Here is a 13,645-nt window from a genome sequence, read left to right on the forward strand (position 1 = left end):
TGTCCATATTGTCCACGCCCCTTCCACTTCTTCTCAAACCAATATACCAGCCTTACTGTAACCGGACTGACCACGGCATAACATTATTTTGTTATGCCGTGGTCAGTCCGGTTACTTTAGTGTCAGGAGATAGCTCAAGATAGTGATAATTAGGGCTATAAAATAATTTCTTTGACATGTTTTTGGGTAATCGGGCAGGATGCTCTGGAATAAAATTATTTAAGGAGCTGTTATGAACAGGACATTATTAGTGATATTTGTTTTAGTTTTTACATTTAATTTATTGATAAGCGGAGTAGAGCCAGGAGATTTTATTCCGGGACTGCGGGAATTAACAGATGCGGACTGGGAATTTTTAAATGGATTAGACAGGCTGGAGCTTTCGGAGATAAATACAAATAGAGAATTACCATTGAGCGTAGATAATTCGGAGCATGAATGGCTTCGACCTGTGTTTGGCCAGAATGGAGGATCCTGCGGTCAGGCGAGTGCAATAGGTTACTGTTTTACCTATGAGATAGATAGATTACGGGGACTGGCAGCAGATGTGGAATCGGCTCAGTATCCTGATCATTATACCTGGAATTTTCTCAATGGTGGTGTTGGGGGTGGCTCGTGGCACTTTGATGGCTGGCAGATTGTTAAGGCCGGGGGATGTCCGACAGTAGAAACTTATGGTGGATTGTTCGCCTATGAACAGATCGGCTGGATGGATGGTTATGAAAACTACCGGAGTGCTATGGAAAACCGTGTAGATGACATCTTTGCTATAAACGTGAGTACAGAGGAAGGACTGGAAGCTCTTAAATACTGGTTTTATGAGCATGGTAATGAAGAGGAAAGCGGAGGACTGGTATGCTTCGCTGCCGGAGTGAGTGGTCTGGAATATTATCCCCTGCCGGAAGAGAGTCCATTTAGCGGAGAAAATATCATCTCGGACTGGATAACTCCGGTTAATCATGCCATGACCTTTGTGGGATATAATGATGAAATTTGCTATGATTATAATGGAGATGGAGAATTTACTAATGATATAGACATTAATGATGATGGTGAAGTGAATATGCGTGACTGGGAGATTGGAGCTATCAAGATGGTGAACAGCTGGGGCATGAACTGGGGGAACGGGGGCTTTTGCTGGGTGATGTACCGTACTTTAGCAGAACCTACAGAAACTGGCGGTATCTGGTCAAATATAGTGCATGGTATTCATGCAAGAGAAGAATATGAGCCGTTATTGACCCTGAAAGCAGAGATCAGTCATAACGTGAGAAATACTTTGCGGATAGGTGCAGGAGTATCCAGTGATCCCACCGCCTGGGAACCGGAAGTAGAAATGCTTTATCCATATTTCAATTTTCAGGGTGGTGCCTGGAATCTGCCGGGAAATACCATACCCGGAGCTCAGCCTTTGGAGATAGGGCTTGATATCACACCGCTACTTAGTGAACTTGAGGAAGGTGGTGAGATGCAGTGGTGGCTGATCGTGGAAAGCGTTGATCCCGATAATGTCGGAGATGGCACCCTGGTCACCTATAGTGTGATCAATGAAACGGGTGACGAACCGGAAGAATTTACGGGTAGTCAAAGCAACTGGGATTTGATCAATAATTGGAATAATTATTTTAATGTAAGCGGTGATATAGATTATGAGGGAGTGGAGATATTAACGGAAGAATTTCCCATGGCGTTTGAAGGAGTGCCTTATGAGTATCAGCTTGAATACAGTGGGGGAGAATCACCCTATCAATGGTCGTTGAGGCTGAATTATGAGGAAGACAGCAGAACCGAATCTTTTCCGGAAGTGGACTGGCAGCCAATAGAAGTTACTGATAATGATGATGGCTGGGCAGATATTGATCTGCCATTTAACTTCTATTTTTATGGCGTGACGCATGGGGCAGTATCCTTTTTGACAGATGGCTCCTTGGTCTTTGATAATAATTTTACTTATATCAGGAATGAAGAAAATATAAAAAATAACAGGTGCATTACAGCTTATGGTGCTGATTTGATGGCATATCCTGAATATGGAGACGGGTTTTATTACTATGTGGAAGATGATCTGGCGATGTTCCGCTGGACAGTATCCAAATTCAATGATCCTGATTTTGATGTGGATTTTGTGATAGCTCTGCGTCAGTGGCAGGATATTGAATTTTATTATAACGAGGAAGCGATAACCAGTTCCGGTGAATGGGTGGCAGGAGTATCGATGGGAGATGAATTGAGCTATGAGATCAGCGAAATTTCCGGCAGTTATGTGATACCTGAGGGAGAAGTAAGGGAATTTGATTTCGTTCCATTTCCTAATTTTGGAGAATGGGAAATCAGCGATACGGGACTATTTACTTGCTGTTTCTGGGGTGTAACTGACTGGGATAATCCCTATCAGATGGATATCGTAGTGCAGGACAATAATAATATTTATGATGAAAAGGTTATCGGTCTGTGGATAGCTACTCTGCCGGTCACAGAAGATGAAATAGTCAGTGGAATTACCCTGAACCAGAATTATCCTAATCCCTTCAAATCAGGTAATTTAAGAGATGGTGGAGCAACAACTATATTCTATCAGGTAGCTGATGAGGGGCTTGCAAAGCTGGAGATATATAATCTTAAGGGTCAGAAAATGATTACTCTTGTTGATGAACATAAATTGGCAGGAGAATATCAGACGAGCTGGAACGGCTTAAACGCTGCTGGAAAGCCGGCAGCAGCAGGGGTATATTTCTATCGTCTGGAAAGTGCTGGGAAAAGTGTAAGCAGAAAGCTGCTGCTGCTGAAATAGTATGAGCCACGGATTACACGGAAAAATGTAATGATTTATCCGTGAGTCGTGAGTCGTGAGTCGTGAGTCGAGGAAAAAAATAGAACACTGATGCCACGGATTACACGGATCAACACGGATAATGTAAGGATTTTCACCACAGAGGTCACAGAGAGAAATATCTGGTGATTAGTGAACAGTGAACAGTGATCGGGTTGCTTGGCTTTTTCCATTCACTAATCACTGATCACCGGTCACTGCTAAATGTAATGTAAGATTTTTTTAGCCGCGAACAAACCGAACTAACGCGAACAAAATGTAATGTGAAAAATTACGTATATGGGTTTTGATTTAATGCTTAACAGGTAAGTAACTATTGTATTAATAGAAGGTCGTAAGTGAGTTAAATTTCTTTCAAGCCACAGGGAAGCCACAGGGAAGCCACAGGGAAGCCACAGGGAGGGTACAGGGGGTTCTCTGTTGCTGAAAAAAAAGTAGGTATCTTATTTATTTTCAATATATAAAAGACTATTTTGTCAGAATAACTGCATTTTTCACATAAAATGCAGTTATGATATTTAAAAAGATTTATTTCAAGACGAACGGAGAATATATATTATTTTGATGAATTCAGTACTTCCTGATGTGAAATTAAATAATCTGGCATGTCCCTGTTTTTATCAATTATAATAGGTCTAAATGACTGGAGCTAATGGAGATAATATATGTAGAAAAGGGTCAACCATTCAGGAGGTCTCCGACCATCCTGAAGGTTTCAGATGGGAGGTCTTGAACAAAGCTAAGTTACCTCCTGGATGGTCGTGCACCTCCCGGATGGTGACGACAAATGCATCACAAAATTATCAAAGACAAATTATAAATTAATTCCGAGGGGATGCCAGGTTTCAATAGATAATCATCCAGAAAAGTAGGAATTGCAGTGCTATCGGTACTCCGGGTAAGAGTCCTGGATGGCAGGTTAAGGGGTTAAGATTCTTGAACTTGTATCCTCTGATCGACCATTGCGGAGGTGCAAGCACCATTCGCAAGGTCTTGAATGGGGGAGAATTTATCAGTCTCATTATTCTTTATAATGTAAGAGACAAATTAATGCTTGACCTTGAATAATAAATATCATCTTTTGAAACATATTTATCTGAGTATGAGAAAAAGGGAGAAACTTGAATGTTAAAACTAATTAATATTGCACTAATATTGTTTTTAGATACAATACTTATGGGTTTTACTTAACCGGAAATAGAGCGGTAGTGCTAGAAAAGAGGAAGAATTTATCAACCGCTAAAGGCGCGAAATAACGCGAAAGGAAGAGAAGATGAATTATTTTTTTTTAAATAGAGCAGGTAATTGCTTTTTTCTTTCTTACATTCTTTCGCGTACTTTAGCGGTTTTCGCGGTTGATAGTTTTTGATTTGCATGGTAAGATACTATTTGAAGTGATGGAAATACATGAAGACATGGGAAAACTGAAATAGTAAAAATATAAAAATACCAAGGGATTAGGAGGTAAAGATGAAGAAGTTATTATTAGTGTTGGTTGTTGCTTTATTAATGATGTTTGGATGTTCAGATGATTCTACGAGTCCGGAGAATGAAGCTCCAGGGATTCCGTCAAATCCTGCTCCGTCAAATGGTTCTTCTAATATTTCGGTAAATAGCAATCTATCCTGGTCGTGCAGTGATCCTGATGGAGATGCACTAACTTATGATGTTTATTTCGGGACTAATCCTACTCCGGACAGTGGTGAATTATTGTCAAATAACCAGAGTGGGACAAATTATAATCCGCAGACATTAGAATATGAGACAGTATATTATTGGAAAATAATAGCAAGTGATGGAGAATTTGAGACAGCAAGTTCAATTTGGGATTATACCACAGAGTCAGGTGGTAGTGTGAATCATCCACCGGCAGAGCCATACGCTCCAACACCAATAGATAATGCTGATGATGTATCAATAAGCACGAGTATCTCCTGGTCGTGCAGTGATCCAGATGGAGATGCACTTACTTATGATGTGTATTTCGGGACTGATCCTACACTGGACAGTGGGGAATTGATGTCATCAAATCAAAGTGGGACAAATTATAATCCTGCAACATTGGAATATGAGACAGTATATTATTGGAAGATAGTAGCTTCAGATGGAGAATTGGAGACAGCAAGTCCAATTTGGGATTATACAACAGAGTCAGGTGGTAGTGTGAATCATCCACCGGCAGAGCCATACAATCCAACCCCAATAGATAATGCTGATGATGTATCAATAAGCACGAGTATCTCCTGGTCAGGTAGCGATCCTGATGGTGATGCACTGACTTATGATGTTTATTTTGGGACTGATCCTACGCCTGATAACGGCGAATTAGTGTCAAATAATCAGAGTGGGACAAATTATAATCCGCAGACATTGGAATATGAGACAATATATTATTGGAAGATAGTAGCATCAGATGGTGAATATGAGACAGAAGGGGATGTTTGGAATTTCACAACCTTAGAAGAGGCTTCTTATGGGGACTTGATTTTTGTAGAAGGCGGCAGTTTTGAGATGGGTGACCATTTTAATGAAGGAAGTACAAATGAGTTACCGCTTCATGATGTTACGCTAAACAGTTTTTATATTGGGCAGTATGAAGTAACGCAGGGAGAATATGAAGCAGTAATGGGGAGTAATCCGGCTCATAATTATGGAGTTGGAGATGATTACCCAGTCTATTCCGTAAGCTGGTATAATGCGGTGGAATATTGCAATGCATTGAGTATTCAAGTAGAACTAACACCGTGTTATAATCTTTCTGATTGGAGCTGTGATTTCAGTGCAAATGGTTACAGATTGCCTACAGAAGCGGAATGGGAATATTCCTCACGTGGCGGAGTGAACTGGACAGATAATTATAGATACAGCGGGACAACAGACAATTTAGGAGATTATGCCTGGTATTCTTCAAATTCCAGTAGCCAGACCCATGAAGTTGGGAGCAAGCTTCCTAATCAGCTTGATATTTATGATATGAGTGGAAATGTTTATGAATGGTGTAATGACAGGTATTCGAGTAATTATTATAGTTCCAGCCCAGTAGATAATCCGACTGGACCTGATAGCGGGTCTTCCCGTGTGGTACGCGGTGGCGTCTGGTTCGGCAATGCCACTATCTGCCGTGTAGCTGATCGTGGCGATTGCTACCCTGTCGTCAGTAACTACTACATAGGCTTCCGCATTCTCAGGGCATGTCCGTATTAATTAGCTTTTAGTATTTTTACTTTTTTACCTTTTTTCTTCAAAATGGTAATTATAGAGTACTAAACAAAGTCTCAGTTGCTGCCTTCAATAAATACAAAAGCGTAGCGAAAGGATTTATTGAAGGCAGCAACTGTGACGACTGAAAAGGTTGCGATGTTATAATAATAGGGATGGTTTTCTTTGGTTCTTTCTTTATTAAAGAAAGAACTCGTTAGCGGCTACGCCGAAATTAAAATGTAAAATGTAAAATTATGGGGAAAATTGAAGAGTATAATTTTAAAGGATGGCAATGTTTAGAATAATCACGCTGCCTTTTTCATCGAAAGAGGCGGGTTTTTCAGTCAAAGAATTAAATGATTTCGTAAGAAATAAGACAGGTGTAAAATATCAGGCAGAATTACTAAAAAGGGGAACGCATTATTTTTGGAGTGTGTTTATATTTTATGAGGAAGAACTAACAGATAAACCAGACTTGAGTTTTAAATATGACTATGAGCAATTAATGTATGCAGAATTAAAGAAATGGCGAAATGCCAGGGCAGAAAAAGAAGGGATACCACCTTATATTATTTTTACCAACAACCAGTTGAGAGCGATAATTATAGCGAAATGTAAAACCAAAGAGTCTTTAAGAAACATAGAAGGCATTGGAGAGATAAAAAGCAAGAATTATGGAGAAGAAACAATTGATATTGTTAAGAGTTTTTTAGTTGAACAAGATAAAAATACAGAAGGAACTAAATGAACGAGAATTATCCGGTATTCACGAAATGGATGCTGATCTTAGAGCTGATCATGGATAGAGCGGAAGGTATTCCCAAATCAGTACGTTATTCATTAACGAGCAGGATTTTGAATTATGCCAATGACATCCTGGAATTGGTAATAGAAGCTATATATTCCAAAGAGAAAGCAGAAAAGATAGATAGAATGAATCTTTTACTGGAGAAACTTCGAGTCTATGTAAGGATATGTGAAAAGCGGAATTATATTTCACATAAGCAATACTACCGTCTTTCAGTAGAATTTAATGAATTTGGTAAGATGATAGGTGGCTGGAAAAAAGGCGACCATAACCAGCAAGCGGAATTAAAGGGTTAGAAGGTATTCAGGATGAGACGATATGGTTATTTATTTGAAGAGCTATATGATTTTGAGAATCTGCAATCGGCTTTTAATAAATCATTTAGAGGATTGAAAAAGAAGGAATTAAACTCCGACTATTATTTTTATTTGGAAGGGAATCTTCTATCATTGCAGTCAAAATTAAAATTGAAAACATACCAGCCAGCAAAGTACCGATATTTTAAAATCCATGAACCTAAGGAAAGGTTAATCAGTGTAGCTGGATTTGAGGACAGGATTGTGCATCATGCATTAGTGAACGTATTAGAGCCAATTTATGAGAGAATATTTATCTATGATTCTTATGCAACCAGAAAGGGTAAGGGCAGCCATAGAGCTATAGCACGAGCTCAGCATTTTCTGAAAAGGAACAGATGGTTTCTTAAAATAGACATAAAACAATATTTTGGGTCAATTGATCACCGGGTCTTGATAAATATCTTGAAAAGGAAAATCAAAGACCCTAAAATTATTGAACTCATAGATGTAATAATCAAGAATAATGATATCAGTCAAAATATTGATGATGGAATTGGTTTACCAATAGGTAATCTTACATCTCAATTTCTGGCAAATGTTTACCTCGATCAAGTTGACCATTATGTAAAAGAAAATTTAAAGATTGATTATATCAGGTATATGGATGACATGGTATTTTTTGCTGATGACAAGAATAGGCTTAGGGAGATTTTGCAGTTATCGTCTGCATATTTGGGAAGCAGATTAAAGTTAACAATAAAGCCGGGTTCAATAGTAATAAACAATCGAATTCACGGCTTGAGTTTTTTGGGATTTAGGATATTTGCGGCAATAATTCGAGTAAAAAATGAGAATATAAAAAGAATGAAAAAGAACATTGAGAAAAAGGAGTGGGAATATAAAAGAGGTATGATAAGTGAAGAGAAATTATCTCAAAGCGTGAATAGCATTATTGAGTTCATTAAAACTGCCAATAGTGTAAGATTGAGGCAAAATATTTATGGGTAAAGGCTGTAAGCGGGTCTAACCGTGTGAAACGCGGTGGCAACTGGAACAACAATGCCAATAACTGCCGTGTAGCTAATCGTAACAATAACAACCCTGACAACAGTAACAACAACATAGGCTTCCGCATTCTCAATACAGATATTGATAGAATGATTTCGTTTAAAGATGAAGTCAGATATCGGGGATATGTCCAAGTCTTTATCCAGCTCTGAAAACAGACAAAGAATTTTAAACAATTTCCTGTTAGTAGGTTTTCTCGAAAGCAGGGAATTTTCTTTATTGTGATATGGCATGATAAACACACAATAATTGAATACATAAAAAAACAGCAGGATCACAATAAGGAAAGGGATTTCAGGTCGGAATATAAAAAGTTAAATATAGGGGTATGTATATCTCAAAAAGGGCAAAAATGTTACTTTTTGCTGTAACTGACATAAGGGCTTATAGTTATGAGGTAACATTTTGGTAACATTTGGTAACAATTTTCATGGTTAAGGGTTAGGGGTTAAGTGTTATAAGTTTAAAGTTAAATATAGGGGTATGTATCTTCAAAAAACGCCAAAAGAGTAAGGTTTTGTTGTAATTGATTTTATTACAGGGATTTATGACCTTACACTTTCCTTACTCTCCTTACATTTTGCTGAATAATTGAAAATTGAAAATGGTAAATTGAAAATTAAATGTAATGTAAGATTTTCACCACAGAGGTCACAGAGGTCACAGAGAGCATAGAGGAATGTAATGATTTATCCGTGAGTCGAGAAAAAAAAATAGAACACTGATGCCACGGATTACACGGATGAGCACGGATAATGTAATGATTTATCCGTGAGTCGTAAATCGTGAGACGTGAGTCGAGGAATGTAAGAATGAAGAATTTCAACCACGGAAGGCACTGAATACACCGAAAAATGTAATGATTTATCCGTGAGTCGTAAATCGTACTCCTTCGCATAAAGCTTCGGAGTATCTTCGATGAGACGTGAGTCGAGGAAAGAGGAAAATTGACAGGATAAAAAGAATAATTTCTTTAGACATTAAATAAAGGGTAATAAGATAGCAGTTGCAAATACCTGCTGCTTAAATAGGGATTAAGATGAAATGTCCTTCATGTCGTGAAGAAATGATCGTATTAGAACTTAATAAGATTGAGATAGATTATTGCCTGCAATGTGGTGGTATCTGGTTGGATGAGGGAGAGCTGGAAATACTGGTGGGTGACAGTGCTGAGGAATTGAAGGCAGAATTTAATAAGGAAAAACGCTCGCGGGAACGCAAGATCAAGTGTCCAGCCTGTGGTAGAAAAATGGCTAAAGTAGTGTGTGGTGAGACGCATCTGGATATGTGTAAAAAGGGACATGGCATCTGGTTTGACCGGGGAGAGCTGGCTGAGATCATCGCTTATGATGATATGAATAGTGAAGTATTGAACTTTTTAGAAGATATGTTTAGAGATACAATAAAGCAGGAAGGAGAGTAAGATGTTAATAGGATTATTAATTTTACTGGTAGTGGTAGTTGCTTATGTTATTGGGCTATATAACAGCTTGATCCGCATCCGTAATCGGGTAAAAAATGCCTGGTCACAGATAGACGTGCAATTGAAGAGACGGCATGACCTGATCCCTAATCTGATAGAGACAGTGAAGGGTTATATGCAGCATGAGAAAGAGACGCTTACGAGCGTGATAGAAGCCCGGGCAAAGGCGATCAATGCTAATGGCGTGGCAGACGTGTCTGCTGCAGAAGGACATTTGCAGACAGCTTTGGATAAACTGCTGGCAGTTGTGGAGAATTATCCAAATCTTAAGGCAGATCAAAGCTTTGCCACTTTGCAGGAGGAATTATCATCCACTGAAAACAGAATAGCATTTGCCAGACAATATTATAATGACTCCGTGATGAATATGAATAACAGGATGGAAGTTTTCCCATCAAACATAGTGGCAAGCGGGATGAACCTGAAAAAGGAAAGCTACTTTGAAATCGAAATGGCAGAAAAGGAAGCTCCCAAGGTAAGCTTTTAGTAAGTATTATAGATGATAGAAGAACTGATCCGTAAGAATCATCGGAAGTCAATATATCTGCTGATATTGTCCTTTGTGATCCTGCTGGTGGTGGGTTTTGTGCTTGGTAATCTGTTTTATACTTATCTTGCACCCCGCAGAGGATCAGATTATGAGAGTAACAGGATCTGGTTTGCTCTTGTATTCGCTGGATTTATCGGGCTTGTAGAACTTGTGCAGGTATATCTGATATTTAACGGCAAACCACGTACGCTTTTTAAACAATTAGGTTTGAAAGAAGCAAATCAAACCCAGTTCAGTAAATTGAACAATGTGATTGCAGAAATGAGCATAGCTGCTGGTTTAGGACGAGCACCAGAGGTTTACATAATACCATCAAAGGCGGCGAATGCCATGGCGTTTGGCACCAGTCCGGAGACAGGTGCCATAGCAGTTACCGCAGGACTTTTGAGTATTTGCAACCGCGATGAACTTCAGGGAGTGGTAGCCCATGAACTATCACATCTGATCAATAAGGACAGTATGCTGCTGGAGGTTTGCAGGAGTACACTGGGCATGGTTATCGTTCTGCGTGATGTGATGCTGAGATCACTATACTGGGGATCACTTGGCAGGGGAAGTTATAGAACGAGTAATCGCAGCAGTGGTAAAGGTAATTCAGGACTTGGTCTGGTGTTTATGATAATTGGTGTGATCTTCGCCATTTTAGCGCCCATTTTGATCCAGATCATCTATTTCAGTTTATCAAGAGAGCGGGAATATCTGGCAGATGCCGTGTCAGCGAGGTTAACGCGTTTTCCTGCAGGGCTGGCATCCGCTTTGACCAAAATAGCTTACACTACAACTTCTCTTGAGAAGATCGATAAAGTTTCGGCAGCATCCTTTATAGATCAGCCTTATGGCGATGTAGTGGTTACCAGTAAGGGCACACGTACTCATCCTCCTATCTGGAACCGGATCAAAATATTGAGGAAAATGAGTGGAGGAGCTGGTTATCTGGATTATCGCAAAGCCTATGAAGAAGTGCTAAATGCTACAGCAGGTTTTATGCCCGAATCAGTAGCAGCTAGTACGACAAAACTACCCATAAGAATGGCAGAATCACTGGTTGGCGAGCAATCGATGGTAACCAGTGAAGAAGAAATGGCAGCTCTTACAGGTGATGTTCGAACAGAAGATGTTATCAGGCTGACAGAGGATTATGGGTTTATCGATTGTGATTGCGGATTGAAGATCAAAATACCTTCAGGTTATGATAAATATGAGATCAAGTGTCCACGTTGCGGGAGAAGTCATATACTGGCGGACAACATGAAGGATACTTTAGCAGCCATGCTTGATGAAGCCAAAGGTACTGGAGCAGCAGCAGCAGGAATTATCCAGGAGATGATGGATGATCATGGAGAGCCTGATTATAGTAGAGAGGAAAAGCAGACTTATGTGCGAGATAAAAAAGGCTGGCAGGAAATCCATTGTACATGTGGTTATAAGATACAGCTTTCGCCAAATTTTATCGGGAAATTTATTAGTTGCAGAAAGTGCAAGAGACGGATAAATATTATTGATAAGGTAGAATAATATTACAAATTCAGCAATAAAAAGCAGGGAAAATAATTAAATTAGTTGACTGATTACGCTATATCAAATCATAGAAATCTTTTATGAAAATAAAAATAATAACGGGTGAAGGTAATAGATGGAAACAAAAACAAAATTGAAAGCTTTGCGTGAACTGATGCAGCAGAAGGGTATTGATGCCTGGATAGTTCCTTCAGGAGATCCGCATCAAAGTGAATACGTGGCAGATCACTGGAAAGCAAGAGCCTGGATAAGCGGATTTAGTGGCTCAGCAGGAGTATGTGTGATCACGGGTGATAAGGCAGGATTGTGGACTGATAGCCGTTACTGGCTTCAGGCAGCAAGTGAACTGGAAGGCAGCGGAATTGAACTATTCAAGATGTTCAGTCCTGGAGTGCCGGATTACCAAACCTGGCTGCTGAGTGAAATATCCGATGGAGCAGTACTGGGTTTTGATGGCTCTTTATTATCAGTGAGAGAAGTGACAGCGATCAAGAAAAAATTATGTTCAAAAAATATTAATTTAAGTTATGGTGAAGATCTTACCGGGATGATCTGGCAGGATAGACCGGCAATTCCGCAAGAACCAGCCATGATGCTTGCCGAAGATTATGCAGGTGAATCAGTAACCAGTAAAATCGAACGGGTACAGGCAGAGATGCAGAAAAATGGGGTAGATCATCATGTGATCTCTGCTCTGGATGAAATTGCCTGGTTATTCAATATTCGCGGTAAAGATGTGAAATATAATCCGGTGGTGATCAGTTATGCTCTTTTAAGCAAAGATGAAGTAAATCTTTTTGTTAATAAAGCTAAACTGAATGATGAATTAACAGCTTTTCTGGAAACATGTGGTGTGAATATTTTTTCTTATGAGGATACTCTGAGCTATCTGGCTGGTTTAGCTGCTGAAAATAAGGTATTGATCGATCCCGGTAAAGTGAGTCAGAAGATCAAAGAGACTATTAAATGCCAGGTGAAAGAAGGCAAAAGTATAGTTACATATTTAAAAGCGATCAAGAATGAAGTGGAACAGGAAGGAATTCGTCAGGCACATATTCAAGATGGGGCAGCACTTGTGCGCTGGATCTACTGGATGAAACAGCAGGTTGGTAAAATTGAACTGGATGAATATACTGCTGGAGAGAAGCTGGGTGAATTTCGGGCAGAAGGGGATAAATATCAGGGACTGAGCTTTACTCCCATCATCGGCTTTAAGGGTAATGGAGCAATTGTTCATTATTCAGCCAAACCGGATACTGCCAGAAAGATCGAACCGGGCGGGATATTACTGGTGGATTCAGGTGGTCAATATCTGAATGGAACAACTGACGTCACGAGGACATTTTCGCTGGGTAATATTACCGAAGAGGAGAAATATTATTTTACTCTGGTACTTGCCGGGCATATAGATCTCGCCAGAGCAATATTTCCTAAAGGCACTTCTGGTGCAATGCTTGATGCATATACAAGGACCCCTTTATGGCGTGAAAAGAAGAATTACGGGCATGGCACGGGTCACGGAGTGGGTCATTTTCTGGGAGTTCATGAAGGTCCCCAAAATATCAGTCCGAAGAGCATGAATCCAATCTTACCTGGATCAGTTACTACTAATGAACCAGGAATGTATCTGGAAGGCAGGTTTGGAATTCGCACAGAGAACATTCTGATCTGTCAAACATTGGAAACCACTGAATATGGTGAATTCTGCCATTTTGAAACTGTTACCTTGTGTCCTATATCACGCGAATTGATCAATAAAGAAATGCTGACAGTGGAGCAGATAGAATGGCTTGATAACTATCATGTAATGGTTTTTGCCAAGCTGTCACCACTTCTGGTGCCAGACACAGCAGAATGGTTACGGAACGAGACTTTACCCCTATAGAGG

General features: G+C 39.6%; 9 protein-coding genes. All 9 read left to right on the forward strand.

Going from position 1 to position 13,645, the window contains the following annotated elements:
- Positions 1-232: 232 nt before the first annotated feature.
- Positions 233-2,791, forward strand: coding sequence for a T9SS type A sorting domain-containing protein (locus tag RAO94_07325; protein MDP8322143.1), 2,559 nt, complete (start codon positions 233-235; stop codon positions 2,789-2,791).
- Between the two features lie 1,509 nt (positions 2,792-4,300).
- Complete coding sequence (locus tag RAO94_07330) at positions 4,301-6,034, forward strand: SUMF1/EgtB/PvdO family nonheme iron enzyme (protein MDP8322144.1); 1,734 nt, start codon at positions 4,301-4,303, stop codon at positions 6,032-6,034.
- A 289-nt stretch (positions 6,035-6,323) separates the two neighbouring features.
- Positions 6,324-6,779: an HRDC domain-containing protein gene (locus RAO94_07335; protein ID MDP8322145.1), complete on the forward strand. Its 456-nt coding sequence runs from the start codon at positions 6,324-6,326 to the stop codon at positions 6,777-6,779.
- Complete coding sequence (gene avd, locus RAO94_07340; protein ID MDP8322146.1) at positions 6,776-7,135, forward strand: diversity-generating retroelement protein Avd; 360 nt, start codon at positions 6,776-6,778, stop codon at positions 7,133-7,135. Before RAO94_07335 ends, avd begins: the two co-directional genes overlap by 4 nt.
- A gap of 93 nt (positions 7,136-7,228) precedes the next feature.
- On the forward strand, positions 7,229-8,146 hold the full coding sequence (locus tag RAO94_07345; GenBank protein ID MDP8322147.1) for a reverse transcriptase/maturase family protein: 918 nt from the start codon (positions 7,229-7,231) through the stop codon (positions 8,144-8,146).
- Positions 8,147-9,245: 1,099 nt separating this feature from the next.
- The gene (locus tag RAO94_07350; protein ID MDP8322148.1) at positions 9,246-9,629 is read left to right on the forward strand and encodes a zf-TFIIB domain-containing protein; all 384 of its coding nucleotides are present in this window, start codon (positions 9,246-9,248) and stop codon (positions 9,627-9,629) included.
- A 1-nt stretch (position 9,630) separates the two neighbouring features.
- Positions 9,631-10,176: a LemA family protein gene (locus RAO94_07355; GenBank protein MDP8322149.1), complete on the forward strand. Its 546-nt coding sequence runs from the start codon at positions 9,631-9,633 to the stop codon at positions 10,174-10,176.
- Between the two features lie 12 nt (positions 10,177-10,188).
- Positions 10,189-11,754, forward strand: coding sequence for a M48 family metalloprotease (locus tag RAO94_07360; GenBank protein ID MDP8322150.1), 1,566 nt, complete (start codon positions 10,189-10,191; stop codon positions 11,752-11,754).
- Positions 11,755-11,872: 118 nt separating this feature from the next.
- Entirely contained in the window at positions 11,873-13,642 is a 1,770-nt protein-coding gene (locus tag RAO94_07365) for an aminopeptidase P family protein (protein ID MDP8322151.1), read from the forward strand.
- Positions 13,643-13,645: the final 3 nt, after the last annotated feature.

The organism is Candidatus Stygibacter australis (genome assembly GCA_030765845.1).
GTDB classification, from domain to species: domain Bacteria; phylum Cloacimonadota; class Cloacimonadia; order Cloacimonadales; family TCS61; genus Stygibacter; species Stygibacter australis.